A 21,914-nucleotide genomic window follows, 5' to 3' on the forward strand; every position below is an offset into this window, starting at 1 on the left:
CGATCTTAGCTATGCATTCATCATGTATTTTTAGACTTTTAATTATCTCAAAAATAAAGTGAACTCTAGTTATGCATTCTTTCATTGAATGCGAATTTTTACGTTCTGTGCATCCCTTATGGACTGGTAAATGGCTCTTTTAAACTTGTTCATTGGATTGAACTGATCCTCTTCTGAAGGTAGTACTCCAAAAATCCGTTCCATTAGTTCCTCTCTTTCGAACCCTACATTCCTCATCACTGAAGGATTCGCTTCATCCGCAGAAAAGAGATTTTCTACACTATCGATAAATGTTTGATTATATTTTTGTGCCTTTTCTATCATATCTTCAATGATAGGATAATGCTCTCTATATATATCTTGGAGCCGGAAGACTTCAATAGACTCCTTTGTGTACTTACAACCATTTTCGTCCAATTCAACATCCCATTCGTCCCGTTCATTAAACACATTGTTAACTTCAACATATTTAATTCCATTTAGACGGAAATCCAGTTTTGTTTCATCGAAATAGGGGTGATGATGCATTTGTATATGGTTTGTCCCACTCCCCTTTAGTTTATTACAAATACTGCAACTAGGAATTAGATTGTTGAAAGAGAGTCCGAATAAGGGATATTTGGACTTTGGAAAATAATGATCCAGTTCAGGTCTAGTCACATAGTTAATAAAATTTTTATTTTTCACAGCTTGGCAGATCACAGTTAGCGTATACATTCTGTTACAATATGGGCATGAAGTGATTCTTAGATTTTGATTCAGTGTATATGCGCTGTACTTAGACTCGGCTTTTTTCGAGAATTTATTGTAATTGAATATTTTTTCAAATATTCTTTCGAGGTCCTGTTTAGTAATGTTTTGAATCTGATATTTATGTTTGTTGATAAGTGTAATTAATGTTTCCCGATCAGCTCCCAATATTTGATCTACATCTGCCTCAATTTCATTCAGCATATCCAATAATTCTCTAGCCCTGCGCCGATAACAGAGCTTAATACATTTGAGTGCAGGGTCAATACCTTGTCTATTCTTTACATTTGAGATGCTTAGGATCACTCTTATTTCGTTACTCTTGTTCACATCATACAATTGTGTGTTACCCGCTTGATTTTTTAGCAAAAATTTAAAAATTTTTTGGTATTTTCGAAGTTGCTGTAATACTTCTTTTTTAATCTCTCTAACATGGTGCGCCTTGGCAGTCATAATATGGTGGCTTTTTATTCCTATCATCTTTGGATGTCCTCTTTTTTCTTTAGTCTCTCCAACTCCTCCTCCAACTGTTTGATTCTTTCTTCAGTTTGAATCAAATTGGAAAATTTCTTTTTGTACATTGACTCTAGCTTAAATCGAATCATCGGCTCACCTATCATGTTAATTGATTTTCTAATATAATGCCTTTCTTCTTCTGAAGCATCTTCCTTCTGTAAACGCACTATCAATTCCTTAATATGATTTTGGGCTATTTCTCCTAACGTTCCATTATGCATAAAGAAAGATGATTTCAGGATATCGTGTATATTTTGAGCGTATGTCTGCTCGATTCTATATTCGTTACCTAGTACGATTGTGTGCTCTATTGGAATATCTGACATAATGAATGGTGAATTGGATGTAATCAGCAATTGGATGGTCTTGACGATTTCGTGACCAGCAAATGCGTAATTCATTAGACTCTTTACATTACTGATGAAACTCTTCTGCCATTCTGGATGGAAATACATATCTCCCTCATCTAATAAGATCATAAGGTTTTCATTCTGATTGGGATTCACATATAAAGACGATATTTCTTGGTGTTTATAGTTTTTTACATATGAACGAGCACGTGCTACAACTGCTCGTATATCTCTTACCTTTTTATGATCGCTTTCAAAAAACAATCTGGAAAACAAAGTTAACTTCGCAGATTGACCTGAAGAAAGCCCTAAAAAGTCTAACATGCAGATCATTTTATAGCTATCTGACTCTATCTTTACAAAGTCATACAAAAAAGAAAAATCTTCAGTTTCTTTAATTGTAATTTTATATATTAGATCACATCGAGTCTCTTCATTTCCTTTTTTAACCATTTGTTCAAAATATCTGCCATTAAACTTACTCCTTATACGTTCTTGAATTTCAGCAACATGATGCATTTCTCCAGAATCCTCTACATTGTAAAACTCAATATGCAACAATACTTCATGAGGTAGAGGAATCTCTCCTGTGATTATAGTATTTAATACTTCACCTTCACTAAGAAAAGTCAACTTTTTGTAATTATCCTCAGCAACCAGTTGTCGTTTGACCCCTTCTCTTTCTAACACATCCTTAATTCTCTCGAGAATCCTAAAATCGTTATGTGTAGACAAATCTTCATGATTACCTTGCACTTCTCTGTCATGTTCATTCCCAACGAAGGATGATAATTCTAAAAAACTTGTATAGCTTAGTATTCTTGTATTAGACAAAATACCTGCATTCTTCTCACTCAACGGCATTATTCTAAGTGGCTCACCATTTGCTCTTATAAAAGAAACCTCATTTGGATCAAAATTATGTGTAAGAGTGAGATGATCACCATCTTCATAAAGAATAAAAAATTCACCAAATATGTTCTCATCGCTCTGATTATTAAAATAATATTTAAGTGAATCTAACAACGTTGTTTTTCCTGCGCCATTCTTCCCCACTATTGCATTGATCATCTTGACCTTATCTTGCTTCTCTACATAGAGCACAGAGTCCAGTTCGTTAGGATTTTGCTCGATTCTCCATTGCTTATTTTGATATACCACATGATATTTATCACTGAATCTAAGAGCCATATTCTCTAACATTTTATGTTTCCCAAACCAGAAATAGATAAGCTTTAACCCACTTTCTCCCCCTATCCAAAGATCTTCAAACTCTCTTTTGAGGTTTTCTTGGAAAAACTCCCCTAGATTATTTAAGTTATTGTAACTAAATGTCTTAACATCATGCTCCCATCGAATTTGGAATTGTCGTTCATTAATCTCCCTGATTGAAAACAATTTTTTTTTATGATCTGGTTTGTTCTTTTGAATAAAGTTTACATCTTTCTCATCAAGCCCTTCTTCATAACCACTTACTTCAAATGAATATTCATCGTTATTAAGAGAAAGTAACTTTGGAAGATTTACAATGCTCATGAATTCAATATCATCGTCGTTGTCAATCTCGAAATTTTTGGGTAGCAGTTTATAAACTGCTCTTTTGAAAAAACCATCTATTATTTGAGCGGTAATATAGATAAATTCATATTTCTTCTTTAACCCTTTATCGATATTTGCAGTGCTAATTATAGCATTTATTTGTTCTACTGTTATTTCTCTGCGATATGTAAGCTTGCTTGCTATACGAGTCAAAATCTCCTCTATAAATTCCACATTTTGTACCAATCCAAAGACATTCTTAATCGTTCTAATTCCCATATAGTCATATCCTATATTTCCATATGTTCCTGCATATCCAATAGACATCACTAGATTCTCAATTCTAGCCTCTGTAAAATTTATATCACACAGGTATCCTATTATTAGGGTGTCTTTTATACAATCAGAGTAGTCACTAAAATTTTTAAATTCATGATTTTCATAGTATTGCTGAAACATCAAATATAATCTTTTCTTTGATTGTTCAGACAGGCATGATTTCAACGTGTCTAACTGTTTTTTTAGCTCTGAATTCCCTTCGTACTTATTTTCATCAATCTTCCAATAAATAGGCATCATTTGCGAATTTTTAAACCTGAGAAAATAATTTATATTTTCATTATCTCTGGCAATTCTATCGATAAGCTCATTAATATTTTTACTATAGGCTAATAAAAGACCTTGTTTTTCTTCCAACACATCTAAAAATGTATCTATTAATTTAAAATAGGAATCTTTAATTAATCCTATATTGGGCATATCCAATTGATCCATTATATAATTGTATTTCTCCATAATTTTTTTATTTGAAAATTTCTCATTATGCTCGGAGATCATAATGAGAAATTTATCAATTACTATTCTGAGTTTTCCAAGATCAACAAACTCTTCATTACTCATTGACTTCCCTTCCCTTCACTTCACTAAAATTTTGTACTAACTAATTTTACAACAAACTGTATCCAATTCAACGCCTTAAATACGGACACTGGTTATATCATTGAATAGCTATTGTTGTAATATGCACTCAAAACTATATTTTTTACAGTCAACGGTTTTCGTATTCACCTGTACGAATCCCTTATATATTCAGCTATCATTTTAGAGCATAGTTTTAGGAATGTTTTTAGTTAGTTTCCTAAGTATCATATAAGTTATTGTATCGTGCTGAACCCTTGTTAAACAAAAACCAAAACTCTCCACCGTGTGAGATTACTGTTTGTTTGGAAAGATTCCTTAGAGCACACTTCTCACTCTACGTTAAAGTCCTGACAATTATTATAGGTCTGGGTTTCATTTCTACCTGCAACGTTTCATTCACTAGGCCATATTTTGAAAATGAAATGTGTTAAACTTAAATGAGCATTGCCCATCTATTCTAATGAATGCTACATACCCGAATGTAGGCCGTTTATCCAACAAATATAGTTAGAAAGGAACTGCCATGAAGCGTGCTCTGAAGCAACCAATGAAGTCATTATTATTGCCTGTGATTCCCGGTGGAATCATGACGATTCTTATATTTTATTTGAATTACTTCCAATTCCAGCTTGTTGAGAAATTCATACTGTTTGCGGCTTTCGTCATTGTTCCTCTTGTCATTTTACTTTTGAGATATGATGCACAGAATAAACAGCAACGAATGATGTATGTCCTTATGCAATGGCTTCAATATCCGGCCGCGCTTCTTACCCTATTTTCCGTCATGAGCAATAAGATGTGGGGTTTCGAAGGCACGGCAATACCAGGCATGCTCTCCCTGGGTTGGCTACTGTTCACACTACTGCTGGGCATCTATGGCTTGACCACGATTATGATGGCTAAAGGAAGAGCAGCGGAAATCGCGATTGGCGCGGGACTTGTTTACTTTTTTATTGGGGGAATATGGTTTACGTTATATCAATATCAAGTGGAGCTCTTCAATGCCAATGTTACTACGCATGCCTTAAGCTCGGTTCACTTTCATTTCTCATCTGCGATCGTTCCGATTTTCATTGGTGCACTGGGACGGATTATGACGAAAAAAAGCTGGTATCCCTGGGTGGTTGCCATCGATATCATCGGACCGCTATTGATTGCTTTTGGGATGATTTTCTCCAAGCCGATCGAATACATCGGTGTTGCTTTATTCGCCTGTAATATTGTCGTTTATACCGCTTATCTCCTGGCTTACTTGAGGAAAAACGCTTTGAATATGCAGGCATCCTTCTTCCTAGGCCTTTCTTGTCTAGCCTTTTACACAGTTGTTGTCATCTCCATCTTCTATCCGTTACTGAAAAATAGGTACTCCTTAACCATTCTCGACTTTATTCCTATTTACGGAGCTCTACACGCATTTGGTTTTGTCTTATGTGGACTGATTGGTTGGGTGTATATGGTAAACGCTACGACTAACCAATCGGCTTCATAGGAGTAGTTTAGTCAGGTTCGTGCTATAATAGGGATCACGTAAATAACATTCATCATTTGCCGAGACGGCGATGATTAAGGAGATTGAATTTTGACGAACAACCATGATATTGAAGCAGTTAACGGACTACCAGAGAACTTTGAAGAGCTCAAACGAGCGGCTAATCGGACTTCAAGCTGGAGAGACAGACTGAACGCGGTGAACGAATTGGGGAACTGGGACACAGAACCTACCATTAAGTTACTGCAGAATGTTTTGAAAAATGATCAAGTGTTTCAAGTGCGCGAAGCTGCATACCTCAAGCTCAAACAGTTGGGTGAAGATGTACAAATGCCTGCCAAAAACAAAGGCGAGCTGTTTAAAGGTACGAACAAAATTTTGCTACGGATCAAAAAAAGCCTTCCCGAAGGTCACACATTCGAGGAATTCAAGGAAAAACTGCAAAAGACACGTCTGGATCTCTATGATACTTACGAGGGGGACAAGGATGCTGAGTTCGACTCCTGGCTCCATGGTATTTGGGAGACACTAGGTAGAAGATAAGATGGCCGCCGTTCACCATATGAATCGCCAAGTGCAACATAACAGCCAAGTAAGAAGCCACTTCAAAAAATGGAGTGGCTTCTTTATTTCTTCTGGGTCATCTCCATGAGGTCAATGTCACCAGAGTACCTGTTCATAAAACATCCATCTTCCTGTATATCCCATTACATTTATTTACTAGTATAATAGTGGAAACCAACAAACATTTTGAAATAGAAGGAGAGCTGTTATGGAATATCATGTATCCATACATGGGAATGATCAAGGAAAAGGAACCGCAGATCAACCCCTTCGAACCATATCACGCGCTGCGGCTCATGCCATGGCTGGTGATACCGTTATTGTTCATGCGGGAGTATACAGGGAATGGGTTAACCCGGCGAATGGAGGAACAGCCGAGCATCGAATCGTGTATCGTTCCGCAGGAGACGGCGAAGTCGTGATTACAGGAGCTGAGCGGGTTACCGACTGGAAATCCGAAGGAGAGAACGTTTGGAGCACCGAAGTGCTGAATTCCATCTTTTCCGTTCGTAATCCCTTTGAAGTGGAGCTTAGTGGAGATTGGTTGTTCGACGGGCCCTTCCCGGTTCATCTTGGCGATGTATATTTGGATGGAAAATCATTGTATGAATGCCCAAGTGTTGAAAGCGTTCACAATCCAGAGGTTTGGCCCGAAGCGAAATATCCCGAGGATTCACTATTAAAATGGTATGCCGCAGTCGGTTCTACCACGACGAAGATCTGGGCTAATTTTGGCGGAAAAGATCCTCGTAATGAAAATGTAGAAATCAATGTGCGTCCTTATTGCTTCTGGCCTGAGAAGCCAGGATTGAACTATATCACCGTGAGTGGGTTCACATTGTGTCAAGCTTCGCCTCAATGGGCACCGCCTACGGACTACCAGGAAGGTTTGATCGGACCCCACTGGAGCAAGGGCTGGATTATTGAAAACAATATAATCAGTGAATCCAAATGTGTTGGTATTAGTCTGGGTACCGAAATGGGTACAGGTCACACCAACGCTTTGGAAAAGCGTAGTAAAGGCGGGACTCAACGGGAGCAGGAGGTTATTTTACGCGCATTACGTTCCGGCTGGCATAAGGATCGAGTCGGCAGTCACATCGTGCGAGGTAATGTAATTCATGATTGTGAGCAGGCAGGTGTTGTCGGTCATATGGGAGTAGCTTTCAGCCACATTTACCAGAACCGGATTTACAACATTCATCACAAACGGCTCAGACACGGTGCTGAAGTCGCGGGGATTAAACTGCATGCTGCACTAGATACTCAAATTAACGAAAATATCATCTATAGCTGTTACCGTGCGCTTTGGCTTGACTGGCAGGCACAGGGCACCCGGATTAGTCGTAATGTATTTTTTGACAACATTTCAGAAGACCTCTTCGTTGAGGTGTGCCACGGTCCATATATGGTCGATCACAATCTATTTCTCTCACCCATGAATTTCAGAAATATGGCCCAGGGCGGAGCGTTTGCCCATAATTTATTCGCAGGTCGATTTGTCGTTCGTTCCGAAATTACCCGGATTACGCCATATCACTTCCCTCACGAGACGGCCATGGCGGGATACTCCAATATCACGGGGGGCGACGACAGGTACTACAACAATATCTTTTTAGGTGATAACGACGCCGATGCCAATAAGGAACCTGTTCCCATCACCTTTTTTGAACATCTTCCCCTCAAACCAAGGGATGCAGTTGGAGAGAACGGAAAGACGGTCATGGACGGTGTGCCGGACGATTCCATCTGTTATCTGCATGCTGTCGGACTTGGTGGCTACGACAAACACCCGAATGTCAAAGATAAGAAATGGTGGGAATACACCAAAGAGGAGCTTATGGAGCTTGGAGATGCCGCGAAGGATTTCTTTATAGGCAACGCCGTTCTTCCGGTAGCTATGGGTGGCAATGTATATCTCAATCATGCGGTTCCAAGTACTCACGAATCCGATACGAAAATACATTCACAGAAGGGCATAAGTATTGAAATTGATCCTGCGCAAGGTAAGGTGCTGGTGCAGATCAATGAACCCGAATTGCTTCGGGGCACCTCTGCGATGGTGATTACCACCGACCTGCTCGGAAAAACGTATCACGCCGATATGAAGTACGAGGAACCCGACAGCACTCCCTATCGCTTGGACTCCGACTTTCTCGGCACAAAGAGACCCGATGCAGATGTCACGCCAGGTCCGTTTGAGTTAAGCGAGAAGGGTAATGTTGAGTTTGAGATTTAGTTTGTTATTGAAGGTCCAGTCACTTTAGGTGACTGGATCTTTTTTATGCGAAGAGCCTCTATTCCGCTGATTGGAATAGAGGCTTTGGTTCGTAGGCGATGTTCTGTTTTCTTTGGGTAGGCTTTTTCATCAAAAAACTTTCGATGTTACTTGTGGTACGGTTCACCGTATCCTCTGTAGAGCGAAACTTAAAGATTTTGATATAAACATAAAGTGTTTTTTTAAGAAGCTAATAACCATTCACGCTACAACCCACAAGGCGACAGCTATTAGGGGATCAATCTGACATCTGATATTCAATTCGCTACCTTGATCGAGACCAACGCCCTCCCTAAAGACTGAATTACATTCATTCAGAATTACAGCAACAGTTCGATAACGCTCACGAAGATAAGCCTTCTCCTCCTCCCGGCCAATGATTCTCCATCCTGGAAACCAATAATGATCTTACTACTATTAAACATAATGAAACTGCATCCTCATGCTAGATAACGAGTTCAGCATGAAAATGATGGAACACTAGTATATATTTTAAATTTAAATGTTTATATTTACATCAGCATCCTTTTAGTGTAATATGACACAAATATACAAAATGCAACAAGAGAGGGTGTTATTGTGTTGAAAAATGTAAAAAAAGTAACTGCCATTGCTACGGCAGTAGTTTTAGCCACAATAAGTATTAGTAGCATTGTGAGTGCTGACTATTGGCCTAAAGGTCGTTCATCAGCAAAATTTAATGCTTATTATGATTCATCCGTTTCTAGTTATGGGTATACCTCGGCTTTCGATGCTGGTCGGGAAGGATGGAATGGCATTTCTTCTAATGTTGCGATTGGAAAAACTAGTTCTACGAGCGGACTAAATGATAAGTATTATGTTGGAACAACTACCAATAGCAGATTAGTTGGTCAAGCCAGTTACTATAGTCCTTCAGGGACTCCAGTAGATAGAGAGGCTTTAAGAGCCTATTCTACTGTAGCGCTATACCATAATACTCTTGACGATAAATTTCCGGGAGTGGAATATAGAACAAGCGCAGCTACACACGAGATAGGCCACACCCTATCTTTAGGAGAAACTACTCCAAATGTGAATTCAGTTATGCAACCCCTATTACAAAAAATTGGGGTACAAACGTATGATAAAAATGAATTAAAAGCTAAATGGGGAAATTAATACTCTGCTAAGGAGGAAGATATAATGATTAATAGAAAATTTAAACTTTGGAGCATGATAGTTATAGGCGGGGCACTGATTACTTCTCTCAGTTGGTTGGCTTTGTCTGATTCTAATGTCGAAGCAGAGATTGTACACACCACTCAAAAGAATGGTTATGAAACTGCTCCAAAAGAGAAAATCATCCACACAGATGCCCTCTACCTGGGTTTCGATAATGTAGAAGAGTTGGATCGTAATGCAGACTTGATTATCATTGGTTCTACTGCAGAAGAATTTCAAGACAGAAAGCACATAACGACCACCTTTGATGACGGTGTTATTCAGGATTTTTATACTTTAACCAATCTAAATATAGACTCTGTTATTAAAAAACCAGATGATTCTGATATTTCCACAGGTCAAACGTTGGAAGCCATTGAACCAATAGGATATACAGACCCAGCAATTAAAGATACCAAAATCACACTTAACGATTATACTGAACTTGAAAAGGATATCACCTATATCATGTTCTTAGAAAAGAATGATCAGGGCAACTATGTGTTGATCAATTTAAATCTAGGGAAATTTAATCTTGAGGAACCTGAAATTACTACTAATGCTATGAGATCTCTGAATAATTCGTCAGAAAATACTGATCAAAAGTATAATGAGTTTTGGGAATCGGTAAAAGAAAAATATAACTTGAATATCGAAGATACTCAGTTGTAATTAAGGTTATATTCATCATAAATTTTTCGCATTAACGAGCATATTTGAAGAAAGACACTTATCGTTGTTCTTAACTTTACTAGAGCATTCTCCATTACAGAGAATGCTCTTTTTAATTGGTTAGGATATTTCTTCTTCTGTTTTCTCAATAATTTGTAATAGACCAAGTTTCATTTTTATATCATACCTTTGAATAATAATATGGAGGTAACTATAGATGAAAACATTACACAGAAAACTCTTATCAGTCTTGGATTCAACTCTCAACCCTAAAGTGCGATACTCTTAAATCAAATGGTATCTCAAGTAAATCGTGGAATTGCGTCCGTGTTGACATAAATAACCTGCATTTATTGCGAATAACTTACTAGTTATGGTGTTCTATCCTTGCATTCTTCTACTCTTTCGGAGCTCATACGTAATCGTTATTATTGGAGGACTTAGAAAAATTCCAGAAGAATATGTCCCAGACATTTTTGTAAAAAACAGGTATATAGTTATACTCCAAGCTAAATTGGTAATTAGTTGACCCCTGAATTTATTAGGGATCATTATTTTTAGTATCCACTGGCAACACTTCGCCCTACTTGTGATACGGTTCACCCCGATTTATCTTCACTGCACGATAAATCTGCTCCACCAGCACCAGCCGCATAAGCTGATGCGGCAAGGTCATGCGCCCGAAGCTTAAGCGCTGCTTCGCGCGGCGCAACACCTCATCGGAGAGCCCATGGCTTCCTCCGATGACAAACACGACATGGCTCGTCCCATACGTGCCGAGCTTGTCGATCTCTACAGCCAGCTCCTCTGAACTCCAGAGCTGGCCATCCAGTGCGAGCGCGACGACGTGCGCCTCGCTCTTCACATGCGCGAGGATGCGTTCGCCCTCGCGCTCTTTTACCGCCCGCACCTCGGCTTCGCTCAGGGTATCGGGCGCTTTCTCGTCTGCGACCTCGATCATCTGAAACTTGATGTACGGGGCGAGCCGCTTGGCATATTCCTGAATGCCCAGCGTTAAATATTTTTCCTTCAATTTGCCTACGCCAATAATTTGAATCAACATATGATCATTCCTCCTGAATCGTCGTCTTGCCATCCATCTATATGTTAGATGCTTCAATCGCATTGTTCATGCACACCAAGTTCATTCCAAAACTCTAACGATCACCACAAACCTTATTCAGCCCGAATCGCCCACTTTTGAAATCTCCCACGCCACAGCCGCTCTCTCCCACAAATGCAAAAAGAGCGCTCAACACGCTCCCTCTGCACCTTGCTGTGATGTTCATACCGGATCGAACCAAGTCTAACGCTAGAAGCACTACCGCTACGCTGCTACGCCATGCACAACGACATCTCATAGCAACATCCAATAGCACCCCTGGCGGCCTGCTCTACAGTACGCTAAACGACAAGAAATTCCGCGTGCTGATCGCACTCAGCGCATTTGGCAGGCGGGTCCCAGTCGGCAAATTCCGTCTCCTTCAGATCCACGATATCCGGAGCGTCCTCATATTCATCCACAAACATGTCGATGGCAATGTCCACGTGTTCTTTGCATACAACGTACATCCGTCAAGCATCCTTTCTGTCACCAGCTATGTTCCCGATTCACAACCGCTTATCCCATTACAGGATAGCCACTTCTCAGTTCTATCACACCTGCCGCGGAAAAGAAACCCCCACCTCGCTGATCCATGCAAAAACTTGCCACTCTTGCACCGAAAAAGCCTTCCGCTTTGCATGAGCAGGTATATCTTTCCCTTTCCTGTCTTATCAAACACAAAAACCTGGAGTTTAACCTACTAGCACCCAATATACCAAAGCACATGAACACACTTAAGAATGTTACTCCGGGGGCTTCTCCGATCCTTGCTATTCTTGCTCTACTTCACTCACGTTCTCCCGTTGCCTTCAGCCTAGCCTTTAATCAAATCCTGCTCGCCCACTTTACCAAGGCAAACCATCGCATATCAAAAAGCACTCCCTCAACGATCCCCCACCTCAGTCAGGTATCCTTGCTGGAATGCTTCAAATATAATTTTAAAATTAAGCTATTTTTTACACTTTTACTCTATCCTAGCCTTGTCCCTGATCCTTACACTAAGTGTTTTACCCACCACTCTTCGTACGTGTCCATCCTTATCTGCTTTGCCTAGCGCGCGGTGTAATGAGTGTGATGCATCAAGATGCTCAGCCCGCCATGTGACCATGCCTATCCTTAACTTGCTTCTTACCCTCAGCTCACAACCTACTCCAATCCCGACTGCGCCTTCGTGAGCAATTTCCCGCCTTGAAAAGCAATTACCGCGTTGCCGCCGTTGCCAGCTGTGCCTTTATAGTTGTACACGACCATGTTCTCGGCTTCACTTAGTGCTTCACCTTCACCGCCTAGAATGCTGATGACCTCTTCCACGGTCATGCCAACCTCCAGCTTCTCATACTGGGCAAACGTAATCAGTACCCCGTCTCCTTTTCCAGCAGACCCGTTGTTTCCTCCAGCCGTCGGTGTTTTGCCACCCGTCCCTTGTCCAGCAACGCCAGCTGTACCAAATTCATTCAGCTTTTTCTCAAGTGCCGCAATTTTCTGCGCCTGCTCATCGCTTTTGATTCCCTGCTCGGTCAGCTTTTTCTCCAGGCCAGCGATCTTCTCCTGCAACGCGCTCGTATCTACTGATGCAGCTGGTGTGCTCTCCGATCCACATGCAGATAACAACAGCATCGATAGTACCAATCCTGTTCCGCCAAGTACCTTTTTCTTCAATAGATTCATCTCCGAATCCCTCCATTTTCAGATTAGCTAGCCAGATCACACGTTATCCAGCTGTTATTTGCAACAACGATCTATGTAAACACATTAAGAACAGTTTACCATACAGGCGAACAAATGTATCTGCGCCTTTCGCTCCAAGTCTTTCTGTCTATATAAATTGAACTAAAGATTTTACACAGTCCACTCCGATGACAGAATAACCTGGAGAGTAGTGGTTATCCCCAGATTTTTTTTAATTCCCTTTTTCAAAGGGAAAAACCGGTGATAAGCGTATGCTTCCGATGTAGCTTTCTTGCAGAAAGCTTTCAGGCGAGCGCTTCGCTTTTCCAGGTTTTTTCTGTCCTCTTCGTTAACGTGTAAAGAATAGTTCAACTTACTATAGTTGTGTCCTGCCCTACCCTTAGGTTCTACCTCATACCTCACACCCCATGAACATAAAAAGAGTGGTCAGATATTCTGATCACTCTCTCTACTCTCATCTTGACCCATGATCACCTTATCAGTATGACCATGTTCCATGACATATGATCATTTCAGTGAAACAACCTGCACATCATGCTCCACTGTCACAGCCCCACAAACTTCATAAACTCCACAAGCCTTACTCCGGCTTATCCGTCAGCTTCACGGACACTTTCTCCGCTTTGCCGTCCCGATAGAACGAAACCTCTAGCGTATCGCCGATCTTTTTCTTATCGTACAGAAATTTGCGCAGATCCAGCGTGGAGGTAATTTTTTGCCCATCGAATTCCGTAATCACATCGTTCAGCTTCATGCCTGCCTCCGATGCCGGGCCGGAAGCCTCAAGTACAACCACACCGCTATCCACATGCGATGGCAGCTTGAGGTCTTTGCGCTGATCATCATCCAGTGGAGCATACGGATTGCTCAGATCAACGGTGTACACGCCCAGATAAGGACGGGATACTTTGCCGTTCAGCAAAAGGGAATCCACTGTTTTCATCACTTCGTTCATCGGAATCGCAAAGCCAAGCCCCTCAACGCCGGTATCCGAGATTTTCATCGTATTAATGCCCACGACTTTGCCGTTCAGATCAACCAGTGCTCCGCCGCTGTTGCCTTCGTTAATGGCTGCATCCGTCTGAATGACGTTTTGCTCCCAGTCGTACACCCCGTCCTGATTAATCGATACAGGCAAAATCCGATCCGTGTAACTAACGATCCCCGATGTCAGCGTACCGCCAAGACCCAGAGGATTACCGATCGCCAGTACCGTCTGGCCGCGTTGCAACTTGCTGGAATCACCGATTTCTGCCGCTGCTCCGAGTCCTTTATCGTCCGTTGACAATACCGCGATGTCGCTCACCCGGTCCTTGCCCACCAGTTTAGCTTTATGTGTTTCCCCGTCCACGGTCACGATCTCCAGATCACTGGCACCTTCCACGACGTGGTGATTGGTCATAATGTAGGCTTTGCCATCTTCTTTTTTGAAAATAACCCCGGACCCCAGCGCGGAATCTTCCATCGACACGCTACTGCCTGTTTTATGATTCACGATGCTGACAACAGAAGGACGTACTTCTGCCGCTGCATTGATGATGCGGTCATACGGATCAGCGACCTGTGCGGTCTGTGCAGTTCCACCACCTTGACCAGCCGCATTCGCCAGAGGCAACTGCGTTGCAGGCTGGCTGATGAAGCTGAACAGCGTAACCGTCACGATGGAGCTGATCACCGAACTGATCACAGCTACCTTGACGGTAGAACTGAATTCCGAGCGTGATCTACGCGGATTGCTCCAGCGATCACGTGCGCGTTTTCCGCCTCCCGGGCGGATGATCTGAAGTTTGCCTTTCTGTTCAGGTTCGGCGCGTCTTGATACCTTGGTTGAATAAAAATCGTCTCCAAACAATCCCATCGTGATCCTCTCCCCTTCGTTGTCACGCATCAAGACCCTGACTGCCGCCCAAGTTATTACATGGTAAAACGAGAGTAGTCCACGTTTCCCCATGCCTTTTTTGCATTTTCACAAAATGGTCTTGCACATCGCCGCATCCCGGAACCAGACCGGGAACAACGTATATATACAACAGGATGGCACTGCATCCGTGTGCTCTATCAATTATGCTCTCGCCTATTGCGAGATTCGAGATTCCATTTCATACGCAAAAACAGCCAAAATCATAATACTCCTTATATACTAAACACTTTATATCCCAAAAAGTTGCATAATTACGTAAATAAACGTAAATTTTCGTGATAACTCCCTTAACAATAGAGGTTCATACTATCTATCACCACAAAATGGGATACGCTAAGCGCTATTCTTTCGAATTTATTAAACTTTTTCAATCACATTTCATTCCAAATTCAAAGCGGTACAGCTACAGTTTCAGCATACACATCCCGCCCGGAGAATGTTAGCGGCAAAAAGAGGAATGTTTTCCACCCAGCCTGACTACAATAATAGTAAAAGAACAATTCAAAGCTTCATAGAATGAAGGAGGATTCCACAATGGAACGCACGCGAACACTCACAGCTATGGACGAAGTTCATATGGCGGCCAAGCTGGCTGATCTCAAAGAAGAACATTATCGTAACACACTCGCGCTCAGCACCATCATTGAACTGCTTATTGATAAAGGCATCCTCACACGCGAGGAAGTGGAGCGCAAAGCCGCCGAACTGGACAGCTTTATGGCTCACCCACCCTATCCCATGGTGTAGGACGATCATAATACGTATCACAGAGCTTGAACTCATGGTCCCGATAAAAACAGCCACGGCTTTCCATCGCATCACGCACCGACATTTTAGCCAAATCCATCATATTATGATCCCGGCTGAGATGTGCCAGATACGTACGTTTGATGCGTCCGTTCATCAGTTCACTAAGCGCCGCACCTGCGGCTTCGTTCGACAAATGCCCGATGTCACTAAGAATCCGGCGCTTGGTGTTCCACGGATACCGCCCCATGCGCAGCAATTCGACATCATGATTCGCCTCCAGCACGAGCACATCCGAGTCCGAGATCGCATCGCGAACCTTGTCGCTCATATAGCCGAGGTCTGTCGCCACGGACAATTTCTCGCTGCCATCGTCGAATGTATAACCTACCGGTTCAGCCGCATCATGCGAAATGCCGAAAGATTCTACGCGCAGCGAGCCAAAATCATGCTTTTCACCCGTTTCAAAAATCCGCCGGTTCTCCTCCGGAATCGCTCCGACCGACTTCTCCAAAGCCGCCCACGTATTCGTATTTGCATAGATCGGTAAATTATATTTCCGAGACATCGCGCCTAGTCCTTTAATATGATCCGAATGTTCATGTGTCACCAGAATGCCATCCAGTTCCGTGCCTGAAATCTCCCGTTCCAGAAACAATGCCTCCAGCCGCTTCGCGCTAAGACCTGCATCAATCATGAGTGAAGTGCCCCCATGCTGAATGACTGTGGCATTACCTGTCGAACCACTGGATAACACCGTAAAATATATCCCCATAACGCATTACTCCCCTGGTTTATCTGACTTGGGACTGAATACATCCCCGCTGATGCCCTGCACGTACAACACTTCGCCACTTTCCAGCACGAACCGCCATGCCGGCATCGCTACCTGTATATCTGAATTGAACAACTGGCCGTAGTAGCCCAGCTGTATGTCTTTCACAATTGCATTGTTTGGCAAAAAGTTTTCGATCAGCGTTCCTAGCGCCTTAGGCGCCGGAAGTACCTGCTGATCGCTCTCCTCGGCGGTGGTAATCCGCACGGGAGTCTGATGATAACCCGTGATTTTCTGATCGCTGTAGAACAGCTCCAGACTCACGTTAAAGAGCGGCCATTTGCCGTCCACCAGCGGGTGGAGCACAAAAGCCCCATCTTCCGCCATCAGCTGATCCAGCCGGTACGTGCCGATTTGCGGAATCTCCGCCTGCAGCGCGTCCGCTAGCTCGCTTGGCGAGAAAATCAGTTTGCTGTCCACCGGCTCCTCCAGCTCCACTTCAATCCCCGACTTGTCCTCTTCGGTAAACTCATAGGACAACTTCGGCAGCTTCGGCGTCTCATTCGGAATCGGCGCCAGCACCTGAATGCCCTTCTCTTCCATCGCCTGCTGTGTATTATCTGCGAGCGAGGTGAAGTCCAGATTGGCTCCGGCCGTCTCGCGCGCATCCATCCAGATCTGATAACCCAATACCAGATTCAGCAGCAGAAATGCATAGATTAATACATTTTTCGCCCGTCCCCAATCCAGACCATTCACCTCCTTATTTACGTAATCATCTAATATAACCTTGCTTTCACAGTCCCAACACAGCCTCGTATCTTAATCTTAATAACCCGTGGACAGTCACAAGTTTTGCCTTCTTGTTCAGGTGCTTAGCGCATGTTTCCCACACCTAGTCTTGTTTCAGCTTGTTTAACTTGTGTTTGGCCTTGTTCACTGCTATGCCGCTCGTGGCCTCTTCAGGCTAACGATCACCACGGAGCTTATTCGCCCCATTTCAGGCTCATTTTAATTCTAACGATCATGAGAAACCTTATTTCGTGTAAATTCAGGCTTTTCAGCCAGGATTAGCCCAATTCCACTAAAATAGCGTCTGTGGTGATCGTTAGATTTTGAAAACGTCATAAATCTAGCATTTAACGTCTCTGGTGATCGTTAGAATTTTATCCGCACCACTAGCTCTGGTTATCCCAGTTAGCATTACACTGAACTTCGCAAATCCTGTTGAGAGAAGGTTACTCAAATTCGAGAAAGCTTGCGACACCAGATTGGACGCTCCCGACATTTCCAGCCGAGGATATCAATCCACCGTTAACCACAAGCTTTAATGATACCAATGCTGCTTTCAGATATTGCTATCACCTAGACATTGCTTCAGCATTTAACGTCAATGATAATCGTTAGAGTTTCACTCGCTCCTTTAGCGTCTCCACTACTACGTAAACGTCCCTACTATTAAGACACCGTCGTTTCCTCACCGTTGCCAAAGCGAATCACCCAAACCGGGATCAGCCGCAACCCATCCTCCATCGCAGACGGACGATATGCCGGGTATACATCCACGACTTTGCGGTTTTCACCCGCCACTTTGCGGATCAGATTTTTCAGTTTATCCCCGCCGGGCAGCTTGATGGGCTTCTTCGTCTCCGCACCTTCGTTCAGATATTCTAAAGATCGTTCATAACTAGATACCGTCTCCTGCTGCATTTCCATGTTGATCGTGCCGAAACGGAATTGCATCGAATCCAAGATTGGGTAACTGCCGTAATACTGCTGGAACTGCAACTTCGTTTTGTTGTCAGCTGATTTGAGCATCATGCGTGAGCGCCCTTTCCAGCCACCATGCTGATTGACAAAGTCAACCGCAAACAGTGCGTCCTTGGACGCATCACTCTGTCCAGCTGGCGGTGCCGCCGGGTCTGTATAGCTGATCCAGCGTTGCTCCTGCTTCACTTGCAGACTACGTTTGCTATCCGTATAAATCTCTGATCCATCTTTTTCCCGAATATTCCGGGTCATGCTTGGATCAGTGAACAGACTGCGCTGCATCTGCTCTACCGTGAACTGCCCTGTCGGCACATCTGCCTCAATCGTATCCAGTGCCTGCGTCGGAATATAATATCCGCCTTCCATTAGCGTGTACGGTGTCCAGCTCGTCCCAAAATCGACATGCTGCTGCACATCCTGCACCGTCAAGTCGGCCTGTGTGGCCTCATAGACCACATCCCCCTTGGCACTGAAAAAAAGCGCATGAGCCTTTGTCTCATCTGGAGTTGTATATATAGCAATACGGTTGATTGTCTCTCCTTGAAAAAGAGAATCTGTTCCTAAGCGCATCACTCGCTGTAACAAGGCCACTGGCATGCCTTCCTTAAACGACAACTCAAAGCCGGGACTCTGCTTACGAATCTGATCCCAATTCACCGACTGCACATTGCGACGCTGGAAATCCTCGAACGTCCGGCCTTTCAGCCTGGAATAGATCAATTGATAGAACGTGTTGCCAGGGTAAAACACCGTATGTTTATCCTGACCCAGATGAATAATCATCTGATTCGGGAAAATTAACTCCTCAATATTACGCTCTTGACCCATATTTTCGGTCTTCACGTAGTTTGTCTCCGAGGTCACCACAGAGTCACCGCCCCCAGGAAGACGATAGATCAGGAAATAACTCTGGATCAGACTGGCTGCAACCAGTGAAGCGAGCACCAGAGATTTAATCCGTTCCTTCAAGGTGCTCACCTCCCTTATCACGCATTGGCAATGTGAACGTTACCGTTGTGCCAACGTCTACCTCAGACTCAAGAGAGATGCTTCCATCGTGAGCTTTTACAATTTCCCGGGCAATGGACAATCCAAGCCCTGTGCCCCCCATACTGCGAGAGCGAGCTTTATCAACGCGGTAAAAACGCTCAAATATCCGATCCAGATCACGCTGCGGAATACCCATACCTGTGTCAGATACGGAGATAGCTAACGTATGCTCATCGCTGCGTCGGGCGGCGATCGTAATGGTGCCGCCCTCCAATGTATATTTCAATGCATTGGACACTACATTATCCAGAACCTGATCAATCTGATCCCGATCGAGTGGAACTGCTGGAATATCATTTTCCACAGACAGGACAGACTGAATGTCCTTCTGGTGCATCTGGAAGGAGAATCGATCCGTGACTTCCTCCAGCATCTCCAAAATATCGATAGGTTGCTTGCGTAGCAATGCTTCCTTGGAATCCAGTCTGGACAGGTGCAATAGGTCCGTCACCAAACGGATCATGCGCTCGGTCTCATTCTGAATTACACCGACAAAACGTCCCGCCAGCTGCGGGTCTTCCAATGCTCCATCATCCAGCGCTTCGGCGTAACTTTTAATCGTGGTGAGCGGTGTACGCAGCTCATGCGATACATTCGCTACAAACTCACGCCGGGAGTTTTCCAGTTCTTCCTGCTCCGTTACATCCTGAAGTACAGCAATTGTGCCGGTGATTCCCAGCTCACGCCGGTGTACAGGAGTGAACGTCATGCGAATCACGACCGGCTCTTCCTGACCTGCCGGAGCAATCTGAAGCAATGTTGAGCCGGTGAAACCACTTGCCAGTGCTTCCGCGTCCTCCGGATCAATACCCAGCAGGACAGCAAAGTGCCTGCCTTCAATATCCGATGGGCGCATGCCGAGAATGTTGCTGGCACGGCGGTTGACGAGAATGACTTTGCCATGCTCATCCGTCGCAACAACACCATCACTCATATTGGTCAGGATCGAGGTCAGTTTCTCTTTCTCCTCTTCGTTCTGGGAAAGAGCATCTCGCAGCCTGCTGGTCATATAGTTAAATGCCTGGCTAAGCTGACCAATCTCATCTGTGCCAAATACCGGTGTCTGCTGATCGAAGTTCCCTTCTGCAACCGCGGTTGCCCGCCTTGTCACTTCCTTAATCGGCTGGGTGATCGTATGTGACAGAATGACACCGAGTACCGCTGTTAATACCAAGGCGATCAGAATACCGGATATGAAAATCTTGTTAATGCCTTCCATCGTCGCGTACAGCTCGTTCATCGAAGCGGCGATGTAGACCGCACCAATAATTTTGCCGCCGGTTAAAACCGGCTTAGCCACGACTTTTTTGCGGACATTATCCTCGTCTACGATATATTCCTCATTATCCCGAATGCCTTGCAATGCACGGCTGACAACGGTCTGGGTATTTTTTCGCCCAATATAATCGGAATGTGAACTTAGCGAAGTCGTAAGCACCTTGCCGCTGGCATCCAGCACCTGAATCTCGGCACCGTTGATGTTGAACAGATTGTTTACCAGCACACGCAGGTTCTCCGTTTTGTCCTCTCCACCCTCCGCTTCTCCACCAGCCATCGTCTGACCGACTAACACCGACAGCATCTCTGCCCGTGCCTGCAAATCTTCTGTAAAGTTGCTAGTGAGCGAGTTCTTCATCGCACTTACAAAATAAACGCCGATCAACTGCATCGCAATTAGAATCAGCAGCACATATATAATAATTAATTTCGCCTGAATCGTTCGGAAGAACGAAAATTGCGAGAATCGGCCCATTATATCCCCACGCTTTTGGCACTACGCACGAGATAACCAAGCCCCCGGCGAGTCAGAATCGTTTCCGGCTTGCTCGGATTTTCTTCAATCTTCTCCCGTAACCTGCGAATCGTCACATCCACTGTACGCACATCCCCAAAATACTCGTATCCCCATACAGCTTGCAACAGATGCTCTCGTGTCATGACTTTGCCCGAATGCTTAGCCATATAATAGAGTAGCTCATATTCCCGATGCGTCAGATCAAGCGGTTCTCCGCCCTTGTACGCCGTATACATGTCCATATCAAAAGCCAGATCAAACAGCCGCAGGATCTGCTTCCCTTCTTCCTCTGGCGCTTCTACAATCGCTGTAGGTTTCTGTTGTCTGCGCATCTGAGCCTTGACCCGTGCGAGCAACTCCCGTGTGCTAAAAGGTTTGGTTACATAATCATCTGCGCCTAGTTCCAGACCGAGTACTTTGTCGATCTCTCCGTCTTTGGCTGTCAGCATAATAATCGGGACCTCCAGATGAGCACGCACCTCGCGGCACACATCCATCCCGTCCTTGCCCGGAAGCATCAGATCCAGAAGCATCAGATCCGGTTTCTCGGATAACGCCAGTTCGACCGCACGAATACCATCAAACGCACAGATGACCTCGTATCCCTCTTTTTCCAAATTAAACTTCAGAATATCTGCGATGGGCTGCTCGTCGTCCACCACCAAAATCTTTCCCTGCATCGGCTGAATTCACCCCTATATCCTGCTTAATCCGCCACTGGCGCTGTCTCTCTAATCTATTGTATTGCTTATAGTCCATATCATGTTGTGTGTTGAATATAGTCAACGACTTATACTCTCT

General features: G+C 43.7%; 17 protein-coding genes. 6 read left to right on the forward strand and 11 right to left on the reverse strand.

Annotation, left to right across the window (positions count from 1 at the left end; genetic code table 11):
- Positions 1 to 81: 81 nt before the first annotated feature.
- Positions 82 to 1,230: a hypothetical protein gene (locus tag Q9R46_RS19695; RefSeq protein ID WP_311281448.1), complete on the reverse strand. Its 1,149-nt coding sequence runs from the start codon at positions 1,228 to 1,230 to the stop codon at positions 82 to 84.
- Positions 1,227 to 4,055 carry an AAA family ATPase gene (locus Q9R46_RS19700; RefSeq protein ID WP_311281449.1) on the reverse strand — a complete coding sequence of 943 codons (2,829 nt, stop codon included), beginning with the start codon at positions 4,053 to 4,055 and terminating at the stop codon, positions 1,227 to 1,229. Before Q9R46_RS19700 ends, Q9R46_RS19695 begins: the two co-directional genes overlap by 4 nt.
- Before the next feature lie 544 nt (positions 4,056 to 4,599).
- Between Q9R46_RS19700 and Q9R46_RS19705 the strand changes: the two genes are divergently transcribed.
- The 5 genes from Q9R46_RS19705 (at position 4,600) to Q9R46_RS19725 (ending at position 10,261) form a co-directional block, all read left to right on the forward strand.
- On the forward strand, positions 4,600 to 5,565 hold the full coding sequence (locus Q9R46_RS19705) for a YndJ family transporter (protein WP_311281450.1): 966 nt from the start codon (positions 4,600 to 4,602) through the stop codon (positions 5,563 to 5,565).
- A 90-nt stretch (positions 5,566 to 5,655) separates the two neighbouring features.
- On the forward strand, positions 5,656 to 6,108 hold the full coding sequence (locus tag Q9R46_RS19710; protein WP_145414538.1) for a HEAT repeat domain-containing protein: 453 nt from the start codon (positions 5,656 to 5,658) through the stop codon (positions 6,106 to 6,108).
- Between the two features lie 229 nt (positions 6,109 to 6,337).
- Positions 6,338 to 8,368: a right-handed parallel beta-helix repeat-containing protein gene (locus Q9R46_RS19715; RefSeq protein WP_311281451.1), complete on the forward strand. Its 2,031-nt coding sequence runs from the start codon at positions 6,338 to 6,340 to the stop codon at positions 8,366 to 8,368.
- Positions 8,369 to 8,989: 621 nt separating this feature from the next.
- Positions 8,990 to 9,547, forward strand: a complete 558-nt coding sequence (locus Q9R46_RS19720; protein WP_311281453.1) for a M10 family metallopeptidase domain-containing protein — start codon at positions 8,990 to 8,992, stop codon at positions 9,545 to 9,547.
- Positions 9,548 to 9,571: 24 nt separating this feature from the next.
- Positions 9,572 to 10,261, forward strand: a complete 690-nt coding sequence (locus tag Q9R46_RS19725; RefSeq protein ID WP_311281454.1) for a hypothetical protein — start codon at positions 9,572 to 9,574, stop codon at positions 10,259 to 10,261.
- 583 nt (positions 10,262 to 10,844) lie between these two features.
- On the opposite strand, the gene rlmH is transcribed toward Q9R46_RS19725, so the two are convergent.
- The 4 genes from rlmH to Q9R46_RS19745 form a co-directional block, all read right to left on the reverse strand.
- A complete protein-coding gene (gene rlmH / locus Q9R46_RS19730; RefSeq protein WP_123067026.1) occupies positions 10,845 to 11,324 on the reverse strand; it encodes a 23S rRNA (pseudouridine(1915)-N(3))-methyltransferase RlmH in 480 nt (159 codons plus the stop codon).
- 341 nt (positions 11,325 to 11,665) lie between these two features.
- A complete protein-coding gene (locus Q9R46_RS19735) occupies positions 11,666 to 11,833 on the reverse strand; it encodes a CxxH/CxxC protein (protein WP_090923561.1) in 168 nt (55 codons plus the stop codon).
- A gap of 679 nt (positions 11,834 to 12,512) precedes the next feature.
- Positions 12,513 to 13,034 carry a hypothetical protein gene (locus Q9R46_RS19740; protein WP_311281455.1) on the reverse strand — a complete coding sequence of 174 codons (522 nt, stop codon included), beginning with the start codon at positions 13,032 to 13,034 and terminating at the stop codon, positions 12,513 to 12,515.
- Positions 13,035 to 13,635: 601 nt separating this feature from the next.
- Positions 13,636 to 14,913 (reverse strand): S1C family serine protease, encoded by a 1,278-nt coding sequence (locus Q9R46_RS19745; RefSeq protein WP_311281456.1) that lies wholly within the window; start codon positions 14,911 to 14,913, stop codon positions 13,636 to 13,638.
- 597 nt (positions 14,914 to 15,510) lie between these two features.
- Between Q9R46_RS19745 and Q9R46_RS19750 the strand changes: the two genes are divergently transcribed.
- Entirely contained in the window at positions 15,511 to 15,723 is a 213-nt protein-coding gene (locus Q9R46_RS19750; RefSeq protein WP_090923564.1) for a hypothetical protein, read from the forward strand.
- Here the strand turns inward: Q9R46_RS19750 and Q9R46_RS19755 are convergent.
- From Q9R46_RS19755 to yycF, 5 genes are all read right to left on the reverse strand, one after another.
- Positions 15,692 to 16,498, reverse strand: coding sequence for an MBL fold metallo-hydrolase (locus tag Q9R46_RS19755; protein ID WP_090923565.1), 807 nt, complete (start codon positions 16,496 to 16,498; stop codon positions 15,692 to 15,694). The two genes, Q9R46_RS19750 and Q9R46_RS19755, sit on opposite strands and share 32 nt — an antisense overlap.
- Before the next feature lie 6 nt (positions 16,499 to 16,504).
- Positions 16,505 to 17,248, reverse strand: a complete 744-nt coding sequence (gene yycI, locus Q9R46_RS19760; RefSeq protein ID WP_145335257.1) for a two-component system regulatory protein YycI — start codon at positions 17,246 to 17,248, stop codon at positions 16,505 to 16,507.
- A gap of 708 nt (positions 17,249 to 17,956) precedes the next feature.
- Positions 17,957 to 19,237 (reverse strand): YycH family regulatory protein, encoded by a 1,281-nt coding sequence (locus Q9R46_RS19765; protein ID WP_311281457.1) that lies wholly within the window; start codon positions 19,235 to 19,237, stop codon positions 17,957 to 17,959.
- Positions 19,221 to 21,071, reverse strand: coding sequence for a cell wall metabolism sensor histidine kinase WalK (gene walK / locus Q9R46_RS19770; RefSeq protein ID WP_154985163.1), 1,851 nt, complete (start codon positions 21,069 to 21,071; stop codon positions 19,221 to 19,223). The genes Q9R46_RS19765 and walK overlap by 17 nt, the downstream gene beginning before the upstream one ends.
- The gene (gene yycF / locus Q9R46_RS19775; RefSeq protein ID WP_154889677.1) at positions 21,071 to 21,793 is read right to left on the reverse strand and encodes a response regulator YycF; all 723 of its coding nucleotides are present in this window, start codon (positions 21,791 to 21,793) and stop codon (positions 21,071 to 21,073) included. Before yycF ends, walK begins: the two co-directional genes overlap by 1 nt.
- Between the last annotated feature and the right edge of the window lie 121 nt (positions 21,794 to 21,914).

It is taken from the genome of Paenibacillus sp. RRE4 (assembly GCF_031844205.1).
Classification (GTDB): Bacteria; Bacillota; Bacilli; order Paenibacillales; family Paenibacillaceae; genus Paenibacillus; species Paenibacillus xylanexedens_B.

What these genes read in the sequence shown, in the direction of transcription:
- Q9R46_RS19745 (WP_311281456.1), bottom strand. Translation starts at nt 14,913, where the DNA reads ATGGGATTGTTTGGAGACGATTTTTATTCAACCAAGGTATCAAGACGC.
- Q9R46_RS19705 (WP_311281450.1), top strand. Translation starts at nt 4,600, where the DNA reads ATGAAGCGTGCTCTGAAGCAACCAATGAAGTCATTATTATTGCCTGTG.
- Q9R46_RS19695 (WP_311281448.1), bottom strand. Translation starts at nt 1,230, where the DNA reads ATGATAGGAATAAAAAGCCACCATATTATGACTGCCAAGGCGCACCAT.
- Q9R46_RS19725 (WP_311281454.1), top strand. Translation starts at nt 9,572, where the DNA reads ATGATTAATAGAAAATTTAAACTTTGGAGCATGATAGTTATAGGCGGG.
- Q9R46_RS19755 (WP_090923565.1), bottom strand. Translation starts at nt 16,498, where the DNA reads ATGGGGATATATTTTACGGTGTTATCCAGTGGTTCGACAGGTAATGCC.
- walK (WP_154985163.1), bottom strand. Translation starts at nt 21,071, where the DNA reads ATGGGCCGATTCTCGCAATTTTCGTTCTTCCGAACGATTCAGGCGAAA.
- Q9R46_RS19735 (WP_090923561.1), bottom strand. Translation starts at nt 11,833, where the DNA reads ATGTACGTTGTATGCAAAGAACACGTGGACATTGCCATCGACATGTTT.
- rlmH (WP_123067026.1), bottom strand. Translation starts at nt 11,324, where the DNA reads ATGTTGATTCAAATTATTGGCGTAGGCAAATTGAAGGAAAAATATTTA.
- yycF (WP_154889677.1), bottom strand. Translation starts at nt 21,793, where the DNA reads ATGCAGGGAAAGATTTTGGTGGTGGACGACGAGCAGCCCATCGCAGAT.
- Q9R46_RS19715 (WP_311281451.1), top strand. Translation starts at nt 6,338, where the DNA reads ATGGAATATCATGTATCCATACATGGGAATGATCAAGGAAAAGGAACC.
- Q9R46_RS19700 (WP_311281449.1), bottom strand. Translation starts at nt 4,055, where the DNA reads ATGAGTAATGAAGAGTTTGTTGATCTTGGAAAACTCAGAATAGTAATT.
- Q9R46_RS19740 (WP_311281455.1), bottom strand. Translation starts at nt 13,034, where the DNA reads ATGAATCTATTGAAGAAAAAGGTACTTGGCGGAACAGGATTGGTACTA.
- Q9R46_RS19750 (WP_090923564.1), top strand. Translation starts at nt 15,511, where the DNA reads ATGGAACGCACGCGAACACTCACAGCTATGGACGAAGTTCATATGGCG.